This is a genomic window from Bradyrhizobium arachidis (assembly GCF_024758505.1).
In the GTDB taxonomy this organism is placed as follows: domain Bacteria; phylum Pseudomonadota; class Alphaproteobacteria; order Rhizobiales; family Xanthobacteraceae; genus Bradyrhizobium; species Bradyrhizobium manausense_C.
Window position 1 is genome coordinate 4,650,445 of sequence record NZ_CP077970.1, and the last position, 21,033, is coordinate 4,671,477.

The following is a 21,033-nucleotide window of genomic DNA, read 5'->3' on the forward strand; positions in this document are numbered from 1 at the left end:
ACTGGAAGCCGACCCGAGGAGAGGGCCGACAAATATTCCGGTCAAGCGCCCCTATCGCGCGGCGGGAAGCGGCCGCCACGAGAGGTCGTCGGACCATAGGTAGATCGCAATTGCCGCAAGGCACAGAGCAATGCCGATCCAGAAGATCGGCGAATGATGGATCGGCCGTCGATCACGCGCAGTTGGCTTCATTCGATCACCTCATCGGCGCGGGCCAAGTCTGCAGATTGAGAGCCGTGAATTGGCAAAGATAAGCCCGCCGGAGGCGGGCTTATCGCTTGTTGCAAATTCCGGGCAGCCCTCACGCGCTGGTCTCGCACTTCTTCATAAAGCTGTTCTTGGCGGCGCCCGCGAGTGGCTTGCCGTCGGAGCCGACGGCCTTGGCGGTGCAGGCGTCTTCCTTGCACTTCTTCATGAACGACGTCTTGGCGGCGCCGGCCAGCGCCTTGCCGTCCTTCCCGACCGCCTTGCTCTCGCAGGTTTCTTGCGCGAATGCCGAGCCGGCCGCGAAGGTGGCAACGACCGCAGCCAGGAAAATCCGCTTCATCATGGGTGTCTCCCTAAACCAGAATTGGCGCTTCAAATTGAACGCGGAATCGTGGCGCAATCAAGCAGGATCGCATGAACGCGTCGTTCATATTCATTTCTTCCAACGCTCGACGGCGGCGCGCGCCTTGGTCAGGACATCGCCGAGCGCGGCCTGATTGGCGCCGACGGACTGCCGGCGCGACGAGGGCTCGTCGAAACCATGCGTCGCGCCCGGATAGAGCGTGATGTCGATCGGGGTGCCAGCCGCCCGCGAGCGCTCCGCGACGTCCTGGCATTTCACCGCCGACACTTCCTCGTCACTGGTGCCATGGAAGATCGCAATGGGCGTGGTCGTGACGACGGTCTGCTGAAGCAGAGCCTTCACGCCGCAGCCAGGGTAGAACGCCAGCGCGCCGCGAAAGCCCGTGCCTGCCCCCTGCCGGATCATCACATTGAGGGCCGTGCTGCCGCCGTTCGACCAGCCGTGCAAAAAGACCTGGCCGCCGCTGACGTCGCTTCGGCTGCGCAAATAAGCGAGCGCGCCCTCGGCATCCAGCGGCCGCACCGTCTTTTCATTGACGTCGTCGCGGTCGGGATCGCCGTGGGTGAAGCGGCCAAAGCCGTGCGCCTTGCCGCGCGGCCCAAAGCTGTCGGGCAGCAACGCCAGGTAACCGCGATCGGCCCAGTACTGGCCCCACATGACATTGCGCTTCGACAGCGTCGAGGCGTTGCAGGCCGATGTTATCTTTGGCGCGACGAGGGTGCAGCCGCCGTTGGTGTTGCTCGAATAGGGGCCGCCGCGACCGTGCAGCATGACGATGGCCGGGTAGGGGCCGGCCGTCTTCGGCTTGAAGACATAGCCGACGATTTGGGTCGTGCCGTCGCCACTCGGAAAATACACCGTTTGCGGTTCGGCGGCGGCGCCGGTGGCCAGCGACGTCCAGGCGAGGGCAGCACACAGGATCAAACGAGTTGGCATGGCCGGCAAGAATCTCTCCCCGCGACAGCAGACACCAGCACGGTTACGGTTTCAACCGTCCTTGCTGCACTGCGCGCTGACGGAGCTGTGGAGAGCTGCTAGCCTTGTCGGTAACAACGCTGGAACGGAGCAACGTCATGGACGCCGTGACATCAAAGGGATCGCAGACCGCCGATCAGCATTCCCATCTCGTGCAGCCGCAAGGCATGGAATGGCAGAAGACGCGTTTTCCCGGCTGCGAGGCCAAGACGCTCTTGTTCGACCGCTCTACCGGACTGATGACGGCGCTGATGCGCTTTGCGCCGGGTTCGGTGCTACCCGATCACGAGCACGTCGGCATCGAGCAGAGCTACGTGATCGAGGGCGCGCTCGTCGACAAGGAGGGTCCGGCCAAGGGCATCGCCTGCAAGGCCGGCGAGTTCATCTGGCGCGAGGCCGGCAGCCGCCACGCCGCCTGGTGTCCCGACGGCGCGCTGATCCTGGCGATTTTCCAGGCGCCCAACAAGTTCTTCGAGGCCGACGGACGCGTCGTTGACGCGTCGGGCCAGGACTGGGACGACGCCTGGGGCCATACCGACGCACAGCGGGCGCGCCGGGGCTAGAGCGCGCTCAGACGCCGCGCGTGAGCAAAACCTTGAAATCGGCGCGGGCGCGTTGCGCCTCGGCGCGTGCGACCTCCGACGTCTCGCCCATGCTGAAATAGCCGTGGATCAGGCCGGGTCCTTCGTGATGCTTGACTCGTACGCCGGCGGCTTCGAGGGCCCGCGCGTAGGCTGCGCCTTCATCGCGGAGCGGATCGAACCAGGCCGTGGTGACCACGGCCGGTGCTACGCCCGCGAGCGAGGCGGCGCGCAGCGGCGAGGCGCGCCAGTCGTTGGCGTGACCGGGGTCCGCAAGATAATGGCCGGCAAACCACTCCATCACGGCGCGTGACAGAAAATAGCCTTCGGCATTCTCGCTGCGCGAGGGGAAGCGGGCGTTCTCGCGCGTATCGGCGTAGTTGCCGACGGCGTCGGTCGCGGGGTAGACGAGGAATTGTCCGGCGAGCTTGATGCCGGCATCGCGACAGGCAAGGGCAGTTGCGGCCGCGAGATTGCCGCCGGCGCTGTCGCCGGCAACGCCGAGCCGTCTGGCATCGCCGCCAAATTCCGCGACACGGTTGAAGATGTCGCGTGTCGCCGCAAAGGCATCCTCGAACGCACCGGGAAAGCGCGTTTCGGGCGGGCGCCGGTAGTCCACGGACACGACGACCGCGCCGGTTTCGATCGCAAGAAACCGCGCCTGCCGGTCATGCGTTTCGAGATCGCCCGCGACCCAGCCGCCGCCATGGAAGAACACTACCGTCGGCGCAGGACCCGAACCGACGCGATAGACCCGCGCAGGAATCGGCCCCGCGCCGCCTTTCACCTGAATATCACTGACGCGGTCGACGGCCGGCGGCGGCACCGCCGCGCGTGCGGCAGCGAGTGCACGCAAGGACTCGCGCGCGCTCTGCGGCGTCATGGTCGCGGGATCGCGGAGCGGCAGCAGCGGAATGATCTGGGCGATGACGGGATCGAGCGGTGCGGCCATGATTATTCCCCGGATTTCCTTGACTGAGGGCTTCTTGGTTTTGATCGGTCGTTAGCATAGATTTCGCGCGCCGCGCCGGCAATCGGCCGGTCGATCATGCCCGCGTTGCGTCGAAGCAAGTGTCGGGCGAGGCCGCGGGCAAGGGCAGGGAGCAAAGACGTGGAATTCGAAGATCTGGTGCAGACGCGTCGCAGTGTGCGCGGTTTCAAGAAGCAGGCGGTGCCGCGCGCGGTGATCGAGGCGATCATCGATGTTGCCAAGCGTGCGCCGTCCTCGATGAACACGCAGCCCTGGCACGTCCACGTGCTCACGGGCGCACCGCTCGAAGAGGTGCGCCGCCGCAACATGGAGGAGATGATCGCCGGCGCCAAGGTCAAGCGCGACATCATCAGCCACGGCGAATACGAGGGTGTTCATCGTGGCAGGCAGGTCGATATTGCCAAGAAATTGTTCGGCGCGATGGGGATCGCGCGCGACGACAAGCCGATGCGGCAGGATTGGGTGTTGCGCGGCTTCCGACAATTCGACGCACCGGTGTCGCTGGTCCTGACTTATGATCGCGTGCTCGATCCCGGCGCGGTCTGCCACTTCGATCTCGGCGCGCTCTGTTACGGCATCGTGCTGGCGGCGTGGGATCGCGGGCTCGGCTCCGTCATCAACGGGCAAGGCATCATGCGCTCCGACATCGTGCGCGAAGTGGCGCGCATTCCCGAAGACGAAGTCATCATGACCTGTGTCGCAATGGGATATCCCGACGACACCTTCGCGGCGAACGCGGTGCGCTCCGATCGCGAAGAGAATCGCGACTTCGTGCGCTATGTCGGCTTTGCCGAGTAAAACCTGCGCGTGTATGCGAGAAGAATATTCTCTGAGGTGCGTGCAGAAAATATTTTGAGTGAGGACCCGTCGGTGGCTCTTGCAATCTCGATCGGTCGGGAGGAACAATAAGGCGTTACGAGGGTTTGTTGCTGGCGCGAGGGATTTGTTATGCGGCGGCTGGCTAGCCTGGTTCGATGGTTCTTCGGGCCACGTGTTATGCGACATCCAGTGGATGATGATCCTGGCCTGCCTTTCACACCCGACGAGTTCGGTCGCCTGATCCGCAGCGGAAATCACGAAGACATGAAGCGGCTGGCGGACGGACTGGCCTGCCGGTCGATCCCGCGCCGATCCAGATACCGCGCCACGCATTGATTCCGCCGGGGGATTACCGCGTCAGGGCCACTGCCTTGAACGACGCGACCAGCGCCTTCTCCAGCTTTCCGTTCATTCCGCAGAGAATATTGTAGGCCTCCTGCCGCGGCATCGTCGGCTTGTAGCGCCGGTGCTCGATCAGGGCCGCAAAGATGTCGGAGATGGTGAGGATGCGAACGATATCGGTGATGCTCTCGGCGCACAGCGCATCCGGATAGCCGCTGCCGTCGAGATATTCGTGATGGTGCCTGACGGCGTCGAGGATCTCGGGTGAGATGCCGTCATGGTCCTTCAGATACTCATATCCCGCGACGGGGTGCGTCTCGATGAGCGCGCGCTCGTCGGCGTCGAGACGGCCGGGCTTGTCGAGGACCGCCAGCGGAATCCTGGCCTTGCCGATGTCGTGGAACATGGCGGCAGTATAGAGCCGCTCGAGATCAGTCTTCCGAACTCCGAGGCTCAGGCCAAAGTCGATCGCGACGCCCGTCACCAGCAAGCAATGCTGGTAGGTTCCCTCGTGATGGCGCCGCACGGTTGTGAGCCATTCGGACAGTCCATGCTCGGAAATGCGATTGGCGATCTTGCGGCCGGCTTCCTTGGCGTTGTCGACGTCGATGGGCTGACCTAGCACGAGCGAGGTAAACATCGATGCGATCGCGGTGGCCCCGGCTTCGGCGGCGTTATCCGATTGCGTATCGTTCCCTGACGAAGAGGCTTCCGCCTCAGCCGGGTCCCTCAACGCCGCCAGTAGCCTCGTCTGGTCAATCGTTCCGGGCAACACGAGCGTTGCGCCGAGCGCGTAGGCTTGCGAGATGCAGACGTGAGAGGCCTGCTCGACGATAAAGATGCGCTTGGTTGTCTTGGCGAAGCGGGAGGCGCGCTTCTTGAGGGCGGCGATGTTCTCGAGCGCGCGCAAATCGGCGCGCACCACCACGGCGAGCGGGGCGTTGGGAAGCTTTGCTTCGGCATCGAGCCGTTCGCCTGCGACGGTGAAGTTGCGTTCCACGATCGAGCAGACGCTCGTCAGCTTGTCCGAGCTGTCAGCCAGCACGTGCACGAAGGCGTTCGCCGTCGACGCACCCCGGGTGCTGTCGCGATTTTCGGCTAGCTTCGTTGGCCTTGCACTCTGCACGGGTGGTCTACGTTCCGTTGATGCTCAAAAATACCCTGCTGTGTCTCTTATTTGCTCGCTGCCGGCTTCTGCTGCGCTGATGGCTGTGCGTCCGGTGCCTTGTGCCGGCCCTTCCTGTTCGCGAGAATGAAGTGAAGGCCCGCGGTGGTCCCGTCGATCCAGACCAGCTCGCAGCGCCGGTAGGCCAGCCCCGTCGACGACAGCAGCAGGAAGAATTCCTTGGCTTGCAGCACGTCGAGGGTTCCTTCGACCTCGACCTTGGCGCCGGTGTCCGAAATGTCGAGCAGGACGCAACTGCGTCGCCACGTTCCATCCGAGCCCATCAAATTGACGGGCTGGCGGTGATCCATGCGCACCCGAAGCGCCTTGCGATTGTCGAATTTCATCGGCCGTCCCCCGATCTTGCGACTTTGCTGTCCTTGGACGCAGCTCCCGCGCCAGCGGCCATTTCGCCCCAGCGGACCGCCCATTGGCTGGTCGAGAGGTGCAGCGTCTCGAATAATTGCTGGGCGCGTTCGCGTTCGTTGAAGGAGAGCCGCGCGCCGCGATTGCTGAGAATGGCAAGTGTGGTCTGCCAGTTCAGGCGGGACGCCCGGCAGGCCATCACCAGGCCTTCGCAGTCTTCGTCCGCCACGACCGTCTCGATGACGTCGATCGGGGCCCCCGACAGAACCGACAATGCGGTCAGCAAATTTGCGATCTCGCCGCGGATCGCGAAGCGGTTCACGGCGGAGTCGTTCAGCTTGCCGATACGGTTGAGAGCAACGATCTGGGGTCGCGCATCCTCATACTCGGCGGCGCACGGCCGGCCAACAGCCTTTGCCGAGCCCCCAGTCTCGACGGACGTGGCCGCGCTCTGCACGGTCGCTGCCGCCTCCGGCGATGCGGCCGCGAGCAGTCTTCGGACCACCATGTCGGGGACGTTCGGTCTCAGCGCCAGCTCCTTCGTGAGCTCGCCGTCATGCTCGGCCCGGGCGACCAGGATCGCATAGGCGGCGTCGGATAGTTGCGCGCCCTGGTTCTTGGCGATCGCGAGGCAGACCTTCTTGCCGCCGCGCTTCACCAGGATGTCGGCGAGCGCCTTCTCGATCTTGCGCCGGCCCGCGATGGCAAGAAGGTGCTGCTCGCCGCGTGCCGACGCGATCGCTTCGAGGTCCTCCTGCGCGAGAACCGGCGAGTTCCGCAGGACGGGGGCAGCGACCGCGGGATCCTCGTGAGCGGCAAGACGCCGCAGCATCTTCTTCGGGCCGATCTTCAGTTCGGCAAGCGAGACGCTGAGTGGAACCAACGCATCGGACGCGATGCGTTCCATCAGGTGAAGGAGGATATCGTCAAGAAGACTGACCTGTCGCTCTTTGAGCCTGTCCTGGCTTGCAAGCAGCAACGAAGTGGTCTGCTTGAGGATGAAAAGGCAGCGTTCGGGCGGGCAGGCCGCGATCGCATCCTCGAGCTCGACGACAATATCCGCAGGCGAAATCGCGCGCATGGCGGGCCTGGTCTCTTTGAAAAGGACTACGTTCTAACAGTTCAATTGCGCGCCAAAGTTGTTAACATGGGTTATAGAATTGAGTCGTTCGGGTATTTCAGCGCAGGAAAAGACTATCGAAATTTGGCAGGTCGCGTTGTTCTTTCGATTTTATGCATTGCAACGGGCATATGTGAGCCGACGGATTGGCTCACTGGAGCATCGCCAAGAGGGGGGGAAATAGCGCCGGCTATTTGCCGGACGCGCGTCATTTAATCACGCGCCAATTTCAAGAAGTTCCATGAGCATTGATGATGGAGCGCCAATGTTGGCGCCAAGGACGTTTAGATTCACCGACGTTGACGAGTTCCGCAGTTCCATACGAGCTCTCAACGTCGAATTCACGCCGCTCGTGCGCAAGATCGCGGCCGAGCAGGTGATCCTCAATCTCCCCGGCTGCGACGTCAATTTCACCAAGGCTTTTCCGCGCGTCATCGATGCGCAGCTCGGGCCGAACTGCACGGCGATCGGCTTCTTGATGGACGACCACGAGGTTCCCGTTCGCTTCAACGGCGCACAGCGCGACCGTGCGGCGATCGTCATCGGCCGCAGCGGGGGCGCCTACAACACATTTGAAGCGGTGGAGCGACGATATGCTTTCATCGTGTTCACGCCGGAGGTGAAGGATCGCGGCTGGCCCGAGACAAAGACGGGCTTTAAGATTGCTGAAACGAGCACCGTCGCACTTCATCAGTTGCGACGGCTGATCACCGAAGTGATCGCCACCGCATCCGAGCCTGCCGACGCGATCGAGGCGCGCCTGAAGGCGGCGGCGATGCGGCAATCCCTGCTCGGCGCGATCGATACGGCATTCGCCGCCGCCGTTCCGGCGCGATGGACGGTGCGCCCGAACGATGAGCGCCACTTCAAGATTTTCCAGGACATCAGGGCGCTGTTGTCGGACGATCTCGGCCAGCCCATTTACAGCGAGCAAGTGGCGAGGAAGCTCGGCCTCTCTGTCCGCAGCATCCACGACGCGGTTCAGCGCTATCGCGGCATGAGCCTGCACCGGTATCTGCGCCTGAGGCGGTTGTGGCTCGTGCGCAAGAGATTGCTGACCGGCCCCGAGAGCGTGAAGGCCACGGCTCTCGCCTTCGGCTTCTGGCATCTCAGCGATTTTTCCAAGAGCTATCGCGACCGGTTCGGCGAAACGCCGTCGGAAACGCTGGAGCGCGCCCGCAGGGCGTGAGGACTTGCGCGGACGTGACTCGGCCCGCATCCGGGCACGTGCTAGATCTTTTTTTGGACGCGTTTTCTTGACGCGAACCGGTATCCACTTCGCTTGAAAACGCTTTAGTATGCGATCATGAGCAACCGCATCCTCGTCCTTTACGGCTCCTACCGTTCCGACCGCATGGGCATTCGCCTTGCGCATTTCGTCATCGAGCGCCTGCGCCGCCGCGGCGAGGACGTCGAGCTGATCGACGCCAAGGCCATCGGCCTGCCGATGCTCGACCGCATGTACAAGGAACATCCCAAGGGCCAGGCGCCCGCGGCGCTGGAGAAGCTCGCGACCCAGATCCGGGAAGCCGACGGCTTCGTCTTCGTCACCGGCGAATATAATTGGGGCATCCAGCCCGGCCTGAAGAACCTCACCGATCATTTCCTGGAGGAGTGGTTCTGGCGGCCCGCGGCGATCGCGAGCTATTCCGCCGGCCGCTTCTCCGGCGCGCGTGCGGCGACCGCGTGGCACGGCACGCTGTCGGAAATGGGCATGGTGGTGGTGTCGAGCACGATCGCCGTCGGCCCGATCGCGCAGTCCTTGTCGGAGGCGGGCGAGCCGACCGGCGAGGGCGGTGCCGCGCTGGAGCGCGCCTTCCCCCGTTTTGCCGACGACCTTTTGTGGTGGGTCGAGGCCGCAAAAAGCCAGCGCGCCAGAAAGAAGCCGCCTTACTAAGGCGCGATGAGATGGAACTGGCGCGGCATTGACGCTGCACCCTCTCCCCTTGTGGGAGAGGGTGGCTTCGCGAAAGCGAAGCTCCGCGCGCGAGCCGCTCGCATCGAGTTCGCTGAGAGAACCCCTCATCCGGCGCTTCGCGCCACCTTCTCCCACAAGGGGAGAAGGAAAATCGCGGTCACTGAACCAAACGCAATCAGGCTTGAACGAGTTGCGCGTTCAGGCGGCTCGCACCTCAGATAGGAAGCGGTTCACTTGTCCTGCGAGGTCGCGCGACTGTGTCGAGAGCTGCTCGGCCGCGCCCAGCACCTGGTTGGCGGCAGCACCGGTGTCGTCGGCGGCACGCTGCACGCCGGTGATGTTGCTGTTGACCTCCTGGGTGCCGCGGGAGGCCTCCTGGACGCTGCGCGAAATCTCCTTGGTCGCGGAACCCTGCTCCTCGATTGCGGAGGCGATCGCAATCCCGATCTGGTCGATCTCGGCGATGACGTCGGCGACGTTGCGGATCGCCGCGACCGTCTCGTCGCTGGCGGTCTGGATTGCCGAGATCTGCTCGGAGATCTCTGTGGTGGCCTTCGCGGTCTGGCCGGCCAGCGATTTGACTTCGGAGGCGACCACGGCAAAGCCGCGGCCGGCATCGCCCGCGCGCGCGGCCTCGATGGTGGCGTTGAGCGCGAGCAGATTGGTCTGCTCGGCGATGCTCTGAATCAGCGTGACGACGTCGCCGATCTTCTGGGCGCCTTCCGCGAGCGCGCGCGCCGTGTCGCCGGTGCGGCGGGCGTTGTCGACCGCGCGGGAGGCGATCTCGGTGCTTTGTGCGACCTGACGGGCGATCTCGGCGATCGAGGAGGTCAGTTCCTCCGTGGCACTCGCGACCGTCTGCACATTGGTCGAGGTCTGCTCGGACGCCGCGGCGACGACCGCGGCCTGGCTGTTGGTTGCCGATGCGGTCGAGGTCATCGACTGCGCCGTGCTCTCCATCGTGGCGGAGGCTGACGACAGGCCGCCGACGAGTTCGCCGACCTTGGTCTCGAAGCTACGGGTGAGCTCATCGAGCAACTGGGCGCGCCGCATCTTGCCGTCGTTCTCGGCCTGCTTCTCGGCGGCGAGCCGGTCGGCCCTGATCATGTTGTTCTTGAAGACCTGGACGGCGGCGGCCATGTCGCCGATCTCGTCGGAGCGCGCGGCACCGGGAATTTCACCGGCCATGTCGCCGCCCGCAAGGCTCGACATCCGCGAGGTGAGGTTCACGATCGGTGCGCAGACGCGACGGCGGACCATCACGACGAGACCGATGCTGGCGACGAGCACTGCGGCGAGGCCGGCGAGCGCGATGGCAAAGCTCAGCCGCGCGGCCGAATAGGCCGAACCCAAGACCTGCTCGGCATTGTCGTAAAAGGCCTCGCGCACGCCGATGACGGCGCCCAAGCCGCGCTGCGAGCTCGCATAGAAGGTGTCGACCTCGATCTCGTATTTGCCGCTGGCGGCGCCGTCCTTGACCAGTTTGAGATCGCGGCCAAAGCCCTCGACATAGTCGGTGTTCATCTTCTCCAGCGCGGAGGCGACGTTGGCCGGCGTCGTCGGATTGCCGCGCAGTTCCTGCAGCGACATCAGGATCTGGTCGTTGCGGCCCTGCGAGCGGGCGATGTCGGCCTTCTCGGCGTCCGTTGCCGCCTTCTTTGCGCCGACGAGGTTCTTGTGCAGGCTGGCGTTGAAACCGCCGACATCGCGCAGCGCCCAGGCGACGTTGGCGTAGCTCGCCTGCCGGTAGGCGTCGCCGTTGAGAATCGCCATGCGGCGGACCTGCTCGTTGAGCAGCGCGGTGACGCCGGCGTTGAACACGGCATTGTCGGCGACGATCTTCTTCGCCGCGTCCTTGCGCGCGTCGGCGGGGCCATCGATGGCTTTGTCGATGGACTCGCGCAAGGCGGCAAACTTCGCATTCAGCGCCTCGATCTGGCTTGCGATCGTGCCGCCGTCGTCGAGCGAGCCCGGCAGTTGCTCCTTGCGCACCGCATTCATCTTGTCGCGGGCGCCGTCGGTCAGCTTGCGCAGCTTCTCGTGCTCGGCGCGCTGGGCCGGATCCACAGTCGCGGGCCCGTAGAGGATGTTGGTCGCAAAGCCGCGCTCGGGGTTGAGATAGCGCGGGATGTCGCCGACCGCACGCACGATTCCAAGCCGGCTCTGCGCCTCCGCAACCCTGTCCATCGTCTGGTACCGGGAAACTGCGACATAGACGGCAAGGCCGCCGCCGACGGTCGAGAGCGAGACGATGGCGGCCGTCAGAAGCGTACCGATTTTCATGATGGGTCCGGCCAATTTGCTGCGGGCGAAAAAGCGCCGCAACGATAGGTTGGCCGGATTAATCCTGGGTTTACGGTCGCCGCCGCGGCGACCTGAGTCTAGGCATAGGTCGCCGTCACCGTTCCGAAGGGCCCGTAGTCGGCCGTATAGGTCTCGCCGGCCTTGGGCCGCAGCATGCCCGTCAGCGTTCCCGTGCTGATGGTCTGGCCCGCCTTCAACCCGATACCGGTGCGCGACAGTTCGTTGGCGAGCCAGGCGAGGGGGACCATGGGATGATCGAGGGCGGCGGCCGCGCTGCCGCGCCGGCGCGGCGTGCCGTTGGAACTCAGCACCACCTCCTGTGCCGCGATATCACGGTCGCGCCAGTCGGCGATGGCTTCACCAATCACGATGGTGCCGGAGCCCGCGCCGTCAGCCAGGATCGCCGGCATCGGCGGGAAGGCTGCATCGTGCACGAAGCGGCATTCGGCAAGCTCGATGCCCGGATGGAGTGAAGCGACGGCCTCGGTGACCTCGGCGACGGAGTAGGGTTTTACGCGGGGCGGCAGGTCGGCGCCGAGACGGGCCTGGTATTCGACTTCCGGAATCGGGCTGCATTGCCGCGCGTGCTCGACGCGCCCGGGCGAGGCCATGAGGGGCACGAGCACGCGACCGTAGATCGGCGATGAGGTCCGCAATTGCTTTTGCAACTCGGCCTTCATGCCGGCGATCTTCCAGCCCACGACCTCCCAGCCCAGCTCCTCCTCGACCATCCGTGCGACGCGATAGGCCGTCTCCGCATCCGGCGGCACGAGACGCTCCTCCAGGCCGCTTTGCTGATGGCCCTCGCGGCGAAGGTTTGCGAGATGGCGTGCGAGCTCGCGCTGCCGGCTGATATCCATCGGCGTCTCCCGTTTTTATTCTGATGTTTGGCTGAGCGTGTCGGACAGGATCAGCTCGAGCTCCTGCTGCACCTGATCAAGCGGCAACGCGCTGCGTGCCGCGCGGCATAGCGCGACCGTACCCTCGATGGACGCGACGACGAGCGTCGCAAGCCGTTTTGCGCGCGGCGCCGGCAAGCCCTCGCGCCGGAGCGCCGCGTGCATGATCTTCTGCCAGTCGGCGAACACGCCGTTGGCGAGATCGAGCAGATGGTCTTGCGCGGCCGCGTCGAGCGCCTCGGCCTTGTCGGAGGGCTCGCCGACATAGTGATCGACCGCGACCGCAAGAACGGGGCAGCCGGCCTCGAACTCCGTCGTCACTAGCCGACGGCGCCAGGATACTACGAAGGCCTTTAGCCCTGCGATGGCGCCGAGCTCGTTGAGTGATTTTTCCAAGGGAATGGAGACCTGCTTTCCGGCGAACATCACAGCTTCCGCGATCAGTTGCGGCTTGCCGTCGGGGAAGTGATGGCCGATCGAGCCGCGCGGCGTCGCGGTGTGGCGGACGACGTCGCGCATGCTGGTGGCGTTGACGCCGCGACGGCTCATCAGGTCGGCGGCGCCGGCAATCATCTTGTTTCGTGTGGTGGAATTCATCTGGTCATCCGGATGTCATGCCGTCGAATATGACGCTTGACATAGTAGGGCGGGCGATGAAGTATGACAAGTGTCATATAACGGAGCCTGACGTGACCATCATTACCGTGACTGCGCCCACAGGTAGGCTTGGCCTCGACCAGCGCCGCCGCCTTGCCGGGAGCCTGACGGATGCGGTGCTCGAGCCCGAAGTGGGGCAGCTTGCGCCGGCTGCGCGGCCCGGCTTTCAGGTGCATTTCCATGAACTGCCCGCCGACTGCATGGCGATCGGCGGCCGGCTTTTGTCCGAGCAGGAGACACCGAGCGACATCATCACTATCAACGTCGCGGTCATGAACGCGGCCTGGCCCGCCGATGTGCGCGCGCAGGTGATCCGCAATTTGCTGGCGCGGCTTGCCGAGGCCTGCGGCATGGAAAAGCCATCGCCGACCTGGTGGGTCAACTTCGGGATCATCGAGGAGGGAAGCTGGGGCTCGCGCGGCAACGTGCTTTCGATCCTGCAACTGCTCGAGAGCGGCGTGTTCACGCCCGAGCGGATCGCGGCGATCCGCGCCGCCATGGCAGCGCCGGTCTGACGCTCGCCGACATATCGGAAATTCAAACGCAAAGCAGGGAGCAAGACATGTCCGAAGGACAGATCCGCAGCGAGGCCCATGGCCACATCTTCAAGATCATCATCGACAATCCCGCGAAGAAAAACTCCTTCACGCCGCTCATGATGGAGCAGCTCTCCGATGCGTTGACCGAGCTGCACAACAACGAGACCTATTGGGTCGGCGTCGTCTGCGCCGAAGGCAAGGACTTTACCGCCGGTCTCGACATGCCAAAATTCTTCGGCCCGACGGCGGAGAAGCGCAATATCAGGGACGGCAACGTCGATCCCTTTGGCCTCAGCAAGCGTTGTAAAAAACCTGTAGTCACGGCGGTGCAGGGCATCGTCTTCACCATCGGCATCGAGCTGATGCTCGCCGGCGACATCGTGGTGGCGACCGAGGATGCGCGCTTCTGCCAGATGGAATCCAAGCGCGGCATCGCCCCGCTCGGCGGCGCGCATTTCCGCTTCCTGTCGCGCGCCGGCTGGGGCGATGCGATGTACCATCTGTTCCTGTGCGACGAGTTTTCAGCGCAACGTGCGCGCGAAATCGGCCTCGTGCAGGAGGTTGTGCCGGCGGGCCAGCAGATCGAGCGTGCCATGGCGCTCGCCGAGATCATCGCGCGCAACGCTCCGCTCGGCATCCAGGTCACCAAGGAGGCGGCGGCCAAATATATCGAAGGCGGGGAGGCGGCGGCGATCGCCTATATTCCAAAGATCAAAGATCGCGTTCTCAACAGCGCCGACGCCCGCGAAGGCATCCAGTCCTTCATCGAGCGACGGGCCGCGGTTTTTCAGGGCCGCTGATCGAGCCTCGCCAGGATCTCCAGCGTCGCCCCATCGCGCTCGCCGCCAAAATATTTGGCGAGCGTGCGGTCGAACACTGGTTCGTCCGAGACCGCCGCGAACAGCGTCATCGAGGAACGGAGCTTGACGTCGTCGGGCGAGCCCATGATGGCGTTGATGGTCCGGTCCCTCACCGCAAGGACGAGGCCGGTGCATTCGACCAGCCGCGAGCCGAGGAGGGGGTGCGCAAGATAGGCCTCGGCCTCCCTGCGGGAGCCGATGGCATAGCGCTGCGACAAGGCGCTGAAGCCGAGGCCTGTGACCTGCGGGAAGATGTACCACATCCAGTGGCTCCGCTTCCGGCCGTCGGCGAGTTCGGCCAAAACCCTGGGATAGACCCCGTCCTGGGCCTCGACGAAGCGATTCAGGTCGAAAGTTGCGGTCATTGGCTACCTCGGCCCCCTCTGTGGTCGCGATTATGCCTCACTTTTGGACGCTGATATGGTAGCTGGTATAGAGTCTCGACGGGGTTGGGCACCCCGGGGGTTCGGGTCGATTTGGGGATCTGATGGTTTCCGACGCAAGGCATGCCGAAAGGCTGTTGTCGCGCCGCCGCAGTATCGGGCGGGGGGAGACCATTCTGCTGTCGCTCGCCGCGATGGCGCTGTCGCTCGGCGCGGCCGCCTGGATCGCCGACCTCGGTTCGAGCACGCCCTTTGCCACCGCCGCCCTGACCCCGGGCCCCCAAGCCTCGTTTGCCGACCGCTTTGCCCCGCCGATGGCGAGCGCGCCGGCCGGCCCCGATTCCAGCATTCGGCCGCTTGAGCGTTCGGCGGTCAGCGCGTTCCGCCTCAAGCTCCAGGATGCCAAGGCGCTCCTGGCCCAGCAGCTGCTCTACCAGGACTGGCGCGCGGGCCTTTCCGAAGATACCGATGACGACGACGCGCCGGCCGAGGACGCCAGGCAACCGGTGCAGAAGACCGACATCCCGATGCCGCGGTCGCGGCCGGCCCAAGCCGATATTGCGGCCCAGATCGCGTCCAGCCAGGCCTTTGCCAGCACAACGCCCGCGACCGACAACCGCACGATGCTGCAAAAGCTGGGCGATTTGTGGCCCGGGAAGATCCGACTGGCGTCGCTGACGCCGGGCGACGGTCTATTCCGCAAGGGGCCTGACCTCGCCGCCCTCGGCTATGATTCCCAGACCGCGGTCTACGACATCTCGGCGCGGGCGGTGTACCTGCCGGGTGGTCTTGTCCTGGAGGCGCATTCGGGCATGGGCAACCTGAAGGACGATCCGGATCACGTGGACAAGCGCATGGTCGGTGCCACACCGCCGGCCACCTACGACCTGAAGCCGCGCGAAAAACTGTTCCACGGCGTGCGGGCCCTGCGCATGACTCCGGCCGAGGGCAGCAGCGCGCTCGGGCGCGTCGGCCTGTTGACCCACAGCTACATGCTCGGGCCGGGCGGCGATTCCAACGGCTGTGTTTCCATCAAGGACTACGAACGGTTCCTAAAGGCCTACGACAATGGCGAGTTCAGCCGCCTCGTCGTCGTGCCGAACCTGAGCGGCGCGACGTCGGCGTCGAAGCGCGCCACGTCGTCGGACTCCTGAGCTTCATCGGAACGGCTTGCCTACATTGTCGTTTCGTTAAGCCGTCCTCCTCCAGAAGCAGCGTATGAGCGATCCGTCCAATTCCGAAACCCCGCTGCGCACCACGTTCAAGATCCGCCTGAACGGCGACACGCTGGCGATTGCGACCGTCGGCCAAGCTTATCAGTTCCTCACCAATTTCAACTCGGTCGAGTGGATGGAATTCCGCACGCTGCATGACGAGGCTGTCGCAGCGCTCGAAGGCGCCGCCGAGAACGCGATGCTCTCGGTGCAGGCGACGAATGCCGTCCGCGCGCTGTTCGTGAGCGCGAAGCTGCTGTGAGTACGGGTCTGTCACCGTCACCCTGAGGTGGCCGCTTCTTCAGCGGCCCTCGAAGGGCGACGGCCCGGCTGCATCGGGGCCGTTCATCCTTCGAGGCTCCCGCACGGCGCATTTGCGCCGCGCACTCGCACCTCAGGATGACGGGTTGGCACGGGCTTCGTCCTCACCCCGGCGAAATCTCGAACCACATTCCGCATCACTGCGACGAACACCCGGACCATCATTGGGCAGGGAGCGTGTCGCATGGACCTCGCAAAATTCATTTCCGGTATCGACTGCGGCGACGCGCCAAAACCGACGGCGGCGGCGCTGGAGGAGTTTGAGACGCGGATCGGCTGCCGATTGCCGGAAGACTATCGCCTGTTCCTGCTAACCTGCGCCGGCGGCTATTGCGAAGGCCCTGCGGACTTCAACTGGCCGCACGGGGATTGGGCCGGTGCCGTCCAGATGGTCGGCGGATTGCGGCAGGACAATCCCGACAGTTCGCTGCTCCAGGTGCGCACGACGCCGCAATGGCCGACCGTGGACGAGCTGCTCTGGATCATGTGCGATCACGGCGGCAACCCCATCTGCATGACGATCGATCCCGCGCATTTTGGCCAGATCTGGTTCGTCGACCACGAAGTCGCCGAGTACGACAAGCCATGGACCCTGGCCGAGGCGATGTCGGATAATTGGGGCTATGTCTTGCCGCTCGCGCCATCATTCAGCGAATTCATCGCTGGACTCTACGAGGACGGCGACGCGGCCTGATTCGCCTGCGTACGGCCGTGTGGACGACGCCATTGCCGGCCCTTGTTGCGCTCGACGGGCCCCGATCGGGTTGTTAATCCCGCTCTCCGCTGGGGGAGAGTTTGAGTCGGAATATGACCGTTGCGATCGAGATGGGGCACACGAGCGCCGGCGCCCCCGCGACTCTCGACCTCGAGGAGTTGCTTGCGACCCGCCTCCTGGTGCAGGGCAATTCAGGTTCCGGCAAATCCCATCTGCTGCGGCGGCTGCTGGAACAGAGCGCCGCCTGGGTGCAGCAGGCCATCATCGATCCCGAAGGCGACTTCGTGACGCTGAGCGAGGCTTTTGGTCACCTCGTGATCGATGCCGAGGACCATACCGAGCGGGGCCTCCAGGTCGCGGGCGAGCGGGCGCGCATCCACCGCGTCTCGACCGTGCTCAACCTCGAAGGGCTGGACGCCGAGAATCAGATGCGCCGCGCCGCCGCTTTTCTCAGCGGTCTCTTCGACGTCGAGCGTGACCACTGGTACCCGATGCTCGTCGTGGTCGACGAAGCCCAGCTCTTTGCGCCGGCGGTTGCGGGCGAAGTGTCGGACGAAGCGCGAAAACTCTCGCTCGGCGCCATGACCAATCTGATGTGCCGCGGCCGCAAGCGCGGCCTCGCCGGCGTCATCGCAACCCAACGCCTGGCAAAGCTCGCCAAGAACGTTGCGGCCGAGGCGTCCAATTTCCTGATGGGCCGGACCTTCCTCGATATCGACATGGCGCGCGCCGCCGATCTGCTCGGCATGGAGCGGCGACAGGCCGAGGCCTTCCGCGACCTCGAGCGCGGACAATTCATGGCGCTTGGCCCGGCGCTGTCGCGCCGTCCACTCGGCCTGCGCATCGGTTCGACCGACACGCGCGCGCGCAATGCCAGCCCGAAGCTTATGCCGCTCCCCGAAGCGGCACTCGAGGATGCGCGTGCCGTGATCTTGGCGGCCCCGCCGCCCGAGGCCGGCCGCCCTCAGCGCCGGCCGTCGCCTGATCTTCTCGATCAATTGAGGGCGGCGAAGGCTGCTGCGACCGAGATTCGTTCCGAGGCGATCGAAATCCCCGTCAGCGCCGAGCAACTTGCCGAGCGGCGCGAGCGAGTGGATGGCATCCTCGGTGCGATCCTGGCCGAACCGGATGCGGGATTCCGCGCCGTCGGCGTGCTCTACCAGGAGTTCGTGGTTCGCTGCCGGATCGAGGGCCTCGGTTCTGATGTGCCTGATCTCGGTGAATTCCGCCGCATGCTGACGCGCGCCCGCGCAGGCCTCGGCTCCGATCTCGCCGAGGACGAGGCGTGGGAGGACGTCACGCTCCGCGCCGGGATTTTGCCGGAGGATATGCAGGGCGTTTTCATGATGATCGCCCGTGCCGCGAAGGAGGGCTGGCCGTGCCCGAGCGATATCGCGATCGCGCGCGCCTATGGCTCGCATTCGCTGCGCCGCGCCCAGCGCCTGCTCAGCTATATCGAGGAGCAGGGGCTCATCGTCTGCCAGCTCGACGGCGCTGGCCGGCGCATCGTGACGCTCGTCGAGCTCGCCTGGGCGACGGCGCCCGGCGACCCTAACGCCGAGGAGGCGTTGCAGAGCAGGGCGGGTTGAGCTCCCGCTCAGACGCGCCGCGGGGGCCGGCGTCGGATCCGATAGACGGACGCCGGCGGGATGTTGAGCGCCGTTCGCCCGACTAAGCTGGCCTTCAGTCCAAGACGATCGAGAAGCGGCCGCGGCACCGGGCAGCGCGGTCCGTATGTGAATTGATAAAGCGTGCCTCCCTCCTGCATGTGACGGAAGGCGCCGGTCAGGATTGCGATCACCTTGCGCGGCGACATCGACAGGAGCGGGAGGCCGCTGACGACGGCAGCGGCAGGCGCCATGAACGGCTCGTATTGCCAGAGCTGGCGTGCATCCATCCAGAGCACGCGCGCCTTCGGAAAACGTTCTTGCAGAAGGTGGACGAAATCCGAGCCGTATTCGACGAGCAACAAGTCGCGTTCCGGCACGCCGCGCCGAATGACCGCCTTGGTGAAAATGCCGGTCCCAGGCCCCAGTTCGATTACCGGTCCGGCACCGGGTACGATCTCCTGCGTCATCAGGCGCGCCAGCGACTGACCTGACGGCGCTACGGCGGAGACTTGCCAGGGATTGGAAACATACGAACGGAAGAACTGGAAAAAGTCTGCAACGGCGCTGGCGTTCATCGCGGTCCTCTTTTTCCGTTCGCAATGAGCAAACGGACTCATTTCATGGAAAGCGGCTGGCACGACTACGACGCGATGTTGTGCGGCCTTGCTTCGCCTTGCGCTGCGTTGGAAAGAAGCTCCCACGCTTCCCACGTCGCGAGCCGTTCCGCGTAAACGGCACGGGCGTGCGGCAATCCCTCCGTACCGACGAAGAACCGCAACGGAGGGTTCTTGGCGTCCACGATCTTCAGGATCACATCGGCCGTCGCTTGCGGGTCGCCGAATGCGAGCTTGGCGCCCGCCGCAAACACCTCCGCCCTTGTATTGCTGTAGGCCTCGATGACGGGCGAGATCCTGAGCGAAGCCATGCTGGCGAACCCAGTCGCGTAGGCGCCCGGCTCGAGCAGCGTGACCTTGATCCCGAAGCTCTTGACCTCCTGCGCCAGGCTCTCATGAAGGGCTTCGAGCGCAAATTTCGAGGCATTGTAGAATCCGGTGATCGGGCCGGCGACGACGCCGGCGACACTCGACACGCCGATGATATGGCCGCTGCGCTGCCGTCGCAGCAGGGGGAGGGCGGCCTGAATGACCCGAAGGGAGCCGAAGAAGTTCGTGTCGAACTCGGCGCGAACATCGGCCTCGCTCGCTTCCTCGATCGCGCCGACGAGCGCGTAGCCCGCGTTGTTGAGGACGACGTCTAGCCGTCCGAAGTGCAAATGAGCCCTGCCCACGGCGCTCTGGACTGCCTGGGCATTGGTCACGTCCAGTGCCATCGGGAGCACCGCGTCACCATAGCTGTCCGCAAGGTCAGCCACGTCTGCCGCGATGCGGGCGGTGGCCGCCACCTTGTCGCCGCGCTTGAGCGCGGCCTCGGCCCAGATACGGCCAAAGCCGCGCGATGCTCCGGTGATGAACCAGATTTTGCCAGACATGCGATACCCCTTCGTGAGTTGAGTTGGTCTGCTGGTTTTCGTAGCGCCGGGCGGGGCGATCGGCAGTGGCGAACCGCGCCAACGAAGTTGCCGCAAGCGCCAAAGAACATGGAGGACGAACGGAGGGCAGGCGCTCTCGGTATCGCCTGATGTCGGCAGCGTTCGGCTCCGAACGATCAGTGGATTTTGTTGCCGTGCAGCTCTCGCCAGCGGCTGGGCGTCACGCCTTCCCAGTATCGGAAAGCGCGATAGAAGGAGCTTGCATCCTGGTAGCCGAGCAGGCACGCGACCTCGTCGATCTCGGCCGTCGGATCCGACAGAAGTTGCCGCCCGAGTTCCTGCCGGGCCTCAACGAGAAGGTCGCGGAAGCTCGTGTCTTCTTCGGTGATACGCCGCTGCAGCGTTCGTTCGCTCAAACCAAGGTCGCGCGCCACCTCCGACAGGTCCGGTCGCCCGCTTGCCAGGCTTCTCTTGAGGACGACCTTGACCTGCTCCCTGATCGAGCTGCGCGCTTGTAGCTCGCCCAGCGCGGAAGCCAACGCCGGCGTAAGGATTTCGAGCAGTTCCTGGTTGTGTCCGGGGAACGGGCGATCCAGATCGGCAGGCTTGAGGATGAGGAGGTTTTGTGCCGCGCCAAAGCGGAGCGGGCACGCGAAGTAGTCTTGATAGGCGTCGCTCTTCGGGCGAGGACGGACGAGTTCCACACGCTTCGGTGTCAAGTGCTGTCCCGTGCCGCGCCGTCCGAGCTCGACCAGCGACGCGAATGTCACATCGGTTGAAATCGCGGGCTCGGGTTCGCTTGCGTACGGCCACTCCGCCCTGATGATGCATTCATCCTTGCCTTGTTCAACGCTTAGCTGTTCGGGCGAGCACAGCCGCTTGAAACGAGCGATGCGGAGCAGCCCGTCGCGATAATCTCTTGCGTAGAACGCAGCCAGGCTCGACGGGGGGTGAACGGCCGTTTCGGTACGCTGGACCAGCTTGAGACCGAGACCAGGCTCCGGCTTGAGTTGCTCCAGAGCCTTCCAGAGAGCAAAGAACTGGTTCGTGGTGACCTGCCCCTGTTCATTCAGGTGCAAGGTGGCCGGCAGCTTGGCCTGTCGCAACAGCGCCGCCGGCGGGACGCCGATATGCTCGACGGTCTGCCAGAAGGCCCGTGGCACCTTGCATCGGTCAGCTGCCGTTCCACTCATC

The 21,033-nt window shown here is 64.7% G+C and carries 23 protein-coding genes; 10 read left to right on the plus strand and 13 right to left on the minus strand.

Annotated elements, in window-relative coordinates:
• Nucleotides 1-301: 301 nt before the first annotated feature.
• Nucleotides 302-550 (minus strand): hypothetical protein, encoded by a 249-nt coding sequence (locus KUF59_RS21415; RefSeq protein WP_212459530.1) that lies wholly within the window; start codon nucleotides 548-550, stop codon nucleotides 302-304.
• 90 nt (nucleotides 551-640) lie between these two features.
• Nucleotides 641-1,507, minus strand: coding sequence for a dienelactone hydrolase family protein (locus tag KUF59_RS21420; protein ID WP_212459531.1), 867 nt, complete (start codon nucleotides 1,505-1,507; stop codon nucleotides 641-643).
• Between the two features lie 137 nt (nucleotides 1,508-1,644).
• Here KUF59_RS21420 and KUF59_RS21425 point away from each other — a divergent pair, with 137 nt between their 5' ends.
• Nucleotides 1,645-2,109 (plus strand): cupin domain-containing protein, encoded by a 465-nt coding sequence (locus KUF59_RS21425; protein WP_212459532.1) that lies wholly within the window; start codon nucleotides 1,645-1,647, stop codon nucleotides 2,107-2,109.
• A gap of 7 nt (nucleotides 2,110-2,116) precedes the next feature.
• On the opposite strand, the gene KUF59_RS21430 is transcribed toward KUF59_RS21425, so the two are convergent.
• Nucleotides 2,117-3,079, minus strand: coding sequence for an alpha/beta hydrolase (locus tag KUF59_RS21430; protein WP_212459533.1), 963 nt, complete (start codon nucleotides 3,077-3,079; stop codon nucleotides 2,117-2,119).
• A 159-nt stretch (nucleotides 3,080-3,238) separates the two neighbouring features.
• Between KUF59_RS21430 and KUF59_RS21435 the strand changes: the two genes are divergently transcribed.
• On the plus strand, nucleotides 3,239-3,916 hold the full coding sequence (locus KUF59_RS21435; RefSeq protein WP_212459534.1) for a nitroreductase: 678 nt from the start codon (nucleotides 3,239-3,241) through the stop codon (nucleotides 3,914-3,916).
• 370 nt (nucleotides 3,917-4,286) lie between these two features.
• On the opposite strand, the gene KUF59_RS21440 is transcribed toward KUF59_RS21435, so the two are convergent.
• The 3 genes from KUF59_RS21440 to KUF59_RS21450 all read right to left on the minus strand — a co-directional run bounded on the left by KUF59_RS21440 (nucleotide 4,287) and on the right by KUF59_RS21450 (nucleotide 6,891).
• The gene (locus KUF59_RS21440) at nucleotides 4,287-5,330 is read right to left on the minus strand and encodes an HD-GYP domain-containing protein (RefSeq protein WP_212459535.1); all 1,044 of its coding nucleotides are present in this window, start codon (nucleotides 5,328-5,330) and stop codon (nucleotides 4,287-4,289) included.
• A gap of 122 nt (nucleotides 5,331-5,452) precedes the next feature.
• Complete coding sequence (locus tag KUF59_RS21445) at nucleotides 5,453-5,791, minus strand: PilZ domain-containing protein (RefSeq protein ID WP_212459536.1); 339 nt, start codon at nucleotides 5,789-5,791, stop codon at nucleotides 5,453-5,455.
• Nucleotides 5,788-6,891 (minus strand): DUF2336 domain-containing protein, encoded by a 1,104-nt coding sequence (locus KUF59_RS21450; RefSeq protein ID WP_212459537.1) that lies wholly within the window; start codon nucleotides 6,889-6,891, stop codon nucleotides 5,788-5,790. Before KUF59_RS21450 ends, KUF59_RS21445 begins: the two co-directional genes overlap by 4 nt.
• A gap of 280 nt (nucleotides 6,892-7,171) precedes the next feature.
• On the opposite strand from KUF59_RS21450, the gene KUF59_RS21455 reads away from it, so the two are divergent.
• Nucleotides 7,172-8,119: an AraC family transcriptional regulator gene (locus KUF59_RS21455; RefSeq protein WP_212459538.1), complete on the plus strand. Its 948-nt coding sequence runs from the start codon at nucleotides 7,172-7,174 to the stop codon at nucleotides 8,117-8,119.
• 117 nt (nucleotides 8,120-8,236) lie between these two features.
• The gene (locus KUF59_RS21460) at nucleotides 8,237-8,827 is read left to right on the plus strand and encodes an NADPH-dependent FMN reductase (RefSeq protein WP_212459539.1); all 591 of its coding nucleotides are present in this window, start codon (nucleotides 8,237-8,239) and stop codon (nucleotides 8,825-8,827) included.
• 219 nt (nucleotides 8,828-9,046) lie between these two features.
• On the opposite strand, the gene KUF59_RS21465 is transcribed toward KUF59_RS21460, so the two are convergent.
• The 3 genes from KUF59_RS21465 to KUF59_RS21475 form a co-directional block, all read right to left on the minus strand.
• Nucleotides 9,047-11,131 (minus strand): methyl-accepting chemotaxis protein, encoded by a 2,085-nt coding sequence (locus KUF59_RS21465; RefSeq protein WP_212459540.1) that lies wholly within the window; start codon nucleotides 11,129-11,131, stop codon nucleotides 9,047-9,049.
• 98 nt (nucleotides 11,132-11,229) lie between these two features.
• Nucleotides 11,230-12,012 (minus strand): 2-keto-4-pentenoate hydratase, encoded by a 783-nt coding sequence (locus KUF59_RS21470; protein ID WP_212459541.1) that lies wholly within the window; start codon nucleotides 12,010-12,012, stop codon nucleotides 11,230-11,232.
• 15 nt (nucleotides 12,013-12,027) lie between these two features.
• Entirely contained in the window at nucleotides 12,028-12,648 is a 621-nt protein-coding gene (locus KUF59_RS21475; RefSeq protein WP_212459542.1) for a TetR/AcrR family transcriptional regulator, read from the minus strand.
• Nucleotides 12,649-12,740: 92 nt separating this feature from the next.
• Between KUF59_RS21475 and KUF59_RS21480 the strand changes: the two genes are divergently transcribed.
• Entirely contained in the window at nucleotides 12,741-13,223 is a 483-nt protein-coding gene (locus KUF59_RS21480) for a tautomerase family protein (RefSeq protein WP_212459543.1), read from the plus strand.
• Between the two features lie 47 nt (nucleotides 13,224-13,270).
• A complete protein-coding gene (locus tag KUF59_RS21485) occupies nucleotides 13,271-14,047 on the plus strand; it encodes a crotonase/enoyl-CoA hydratase family protein (RefSeq protein WP_212459544.1) in 777 nt (258 codons plus the stop codon).
• Here KUF59_RS21485 and KUF59_RS21490 read toward each other — a convergent pair.
• On the minus strand, nucleotides 14,035-14,472 hold the full coding sequence (locus KUF59_RS21490) for a DUF1810 domain-containing protein (RefSeq protein ID WP_212459545.1): 438 nt from the start codon (nucleotides 14,470-14,472) through the stop codon (nucleotides 14,035-14,037). The two genes, KUF59_RS21485 and KUF59_RS21490, sit on opposite strands and share 13 nt — an antisense overlap.
• A gap of 194 nt (nucleotides 14,473-14,666) precedes the next feature.
• On the opposite strand from KUF59_RS21490, the gene KUF59_RS21495 reads away from it, so the two are divergent.
• The 4 genes from KUF59_RS21495 to KUF59_RS21510 all read left to right on the plus strand — a co-directional run bounded on the left by KUF59_RS21495 (nucleotide 14,667) and on the right by KUF59_RS21510 (nucleotide 18,329).
• A complete protein-coding gene (locus tag KUF59_RS21495; protein ID WP_249140466.1) occupies nucleotides 14,667-15,644 on the plus strand; it encodes a DUF2778 domain-containing protein in 978 nt (325 codons plus the stop codon).
• A 64-nt stretch (nucleotides 15,645-15,708) separates the two neighbouring features.
• Nucleotides 15,709-15,966, plus strand: coding sequence for a hypothetical protein (locus KUF59_RS21500; RefSeq protein ID WP_212404009.1), 258 nt, complete (start codon nucleotides 15,709-15,711; stop codon nucleotides 15,964-15,966).
• 243 nt (nucleotides 15,967-16,209) lie between these two features.
• Nucleotides 16,210-16,719, plus strand: a complete 510-nt coding sequence (locus KUF59_RS21505; RefSeq protein WP_212459547.1) for an SMI1/KNR4 family protein — start codon at nucleotides 16,210-16,212, stop codon at nucleotides 16,717-16,719.
• A gap of 113 nt (nucleotides 16,720-16,832) precedes the next feature.
• Nucleotides 16,833-18,329, plus strand: coding sequence for a helicase HerA domain-containing protein (locus tag KUF59_RS21510; protein ID WP_212459548.1), 1,497 nt, complete (start codon nucleotides 16,833-16,835; stop codon nucleotides 18,327-18,329).
• A gap of 8 nt (nucleotides 18,330-18,337) precedes the next feature.
• On the opposite strand, the gene KUF59_RS21515 is transcribed toward KUF59_RS21510, so the two are convergent.
• The 3 genes from KUF59_RS21515 to KUF59_RS21525 form a co-directional block, all read right to left on the minus strand.
• Nucleotides 18,338-18,925: a class I SAM-dependent methyltransferase gene (locus KUF59_RS21515; protein ID WP_212459549.1), complete on the minus strand. Its 588-nt coding sequence runs from the start codon at nucleotides 18,923-18,925 to the stop codon at nucleotides 18,338-18,340.
• A gap of 65 nt (nucleotides 18,926-18,990) precedes the next feature.
• Nucleotides 18,991-19,839, minus strand: a complete 849-nt coding sequence (locus KUF59_RS21520; RefSeq protein ID WP_212459645.1) for an SDR family NAD(P)-dependent oxidoreductase — start codon at nucleotides 19,837-19,839, stop codon at nucleotides 18,991-18,993.
• A gap of 176 nt (nucleotides 19,840-20,015) precedes the next feature.
• Nucleotides 20,016-21,032 carry an AraC family transcriptional regulator gene (locus KUF59_RS21525; RefSeq protein WP_212459550.1) on the minus strand — a complete coding sequence of 339 codons (1,017 nt, stop codon included), beginning with the start codon at nucleotides 21,030-21,032 and terminating at the stop codon, nucleotides 20,016-20,018.
• Nucleotide 21,033 lies beyond the last annotated feature (1 nt).

What these genes read in the sequence shown, in the direction of transcription:
- KUF59_RS21415 (WP_212459530.1), bottom strand. Translation starts at nt 550, where the DNA reads ATGATGAAGCGGATTTTCCTGGCTGCGGTCGTTGCCACCTTCGCGGCC.
- KUF59_RS21420 (WP_212459531.1), bottom strand. Translation starts at nt 1,507, where the DNA reads ATGCCAACTCGTTTGATCCTGTGTGCTGCCCTCGCCTGGACGTCGCTG.
- KUF59_RS21425 (WP_212459532.1), top strand. Translation starts at nt 1,645, where the DNA reads ATGGACGCCGTGACATCAAAGGGATCGCAGACCGCCGATCAGCATTCC.
- KUF59_RS21430 (WP_212459533.1), bottom strand. Translation starts at nt 3,079, where the DNA reads ATGGCCGCACCGCTCGATCCCGTCATCGCCCAGATCATTCCGCTGCTG.
- KUF59_RS21445 (WP_212459536.1), bottom strand. Translation starts at nt 5,791, where the DNA reads ATGAAATTCGACAATCGCAAGGCGCTTCGGGTGCGCATGGATCACCGC.
- KUF59_RS21450 (WP_212459537.1), bottom strand. Translation starts at nt 6,891, where the DNA reads ATGCGCGCGATTTCGCCTGCGGATATTGTCGTCGAGCTCGAGGATGCG.
- KUF59_RS21455 (WP_212459538.1), top strand. Translation starts at nt 7,172, where the DNA reads ATGAGCATTGATGATGGAGCGCCAATGTTGGCGCCAAGGACGTTTAGA.
- KUF59_RS21460 (WP_212459539.1), top strand. Translation starts at nt 8,237, where the DNA reads ATGAGCAACCGCATCCTCGTCCTTTACGGCTCCTACCGTTCCGACCGC.
- KUF59_RS21465 (WP_212459540.1), bottom strand. Translation starts at nt 11,131, where the DNA reads ATGAAAATCGGTACGCTTCTGACGGCCGCCATCGTCTCGCTCTCGACC.
- KUF59_RS21470 (WP_212459541.1), bottom strand. Translation starts at nt 12,012, where the DNA reads ATGGATATCAGCCGGCAGCGCGAGCTCGCACGCCATCTCGCAAACCTT.
- KUF59_RS21475 (WP_212459542.1), bottom strand. Translation starts at nt 12,648, where the DNA reads ATGAATTCCACCACACGAAACAAGATGATTGCCGGCGCCGCCGACCTG.
- KUF59_RS21485 (WP_212459544.1), top strand. Translation starts at nt 13,271, where the DNA reads ATGTCCGAAGGACAGATCCGCAGCGAGGCCCATGGCCACATCTTCAAG.
- KUF59_RS21490 (WP_212459545.1), bottom strand. Translation starts at nt 14,472, where the DNA reads ATGACCGCAACTTTCGACCTGAATCGCTTCGTCGAGGCCCAGGACGGG.
- KUF59_RS21500 (WP_212404009.1), top strand. Translation starts at nt 15,709, where the DNA reads ATGAGCGATCCGTCCAATTCCGAAACCCCGCTGCGCACCACGTTCAAG.
- KUF59_RS21505 (WP_212459547.1), top strand. Translation starts at nt 16,210, where the DNA reads ATGGACCTCGCAAAATTCATTTCCGGTATCGACTGCGGCGACGCGCCA.
- KUF59_RS21510 (WP_212459548.1), top strand. Translation starts at nt 16,833, where the DNA reads ATGACCGTTGCGATCGAGATGGGGCACACGAGCGCCGGCGCCCCCGCG.
- KUF59_RS21515 (WP_212459549.1), bottom strand. Translation starts at nt 18,925, where the DNA reads ATGAACGCCAGCGCCGTTGCAGACTTTTTCCAGTTCTTCCGTTCGTAT.
- KUF59_RS21520 (WP_212459645.1), bottom strand. Translation starts at nt 19,839, where the DNA reads ATGTCTGGCAAAATCTGGTTCATCACCGGAGCATCGCGCGGCTTTGGC.
- KUF59_RS21525 (WP_212459550.1), bottom strand. Translation starts at nt 21,032, where the DNA reads ATGAGTGGAACGGCAGCTGACCGATGCAAGGTGCCACGGGCCTTCTGG.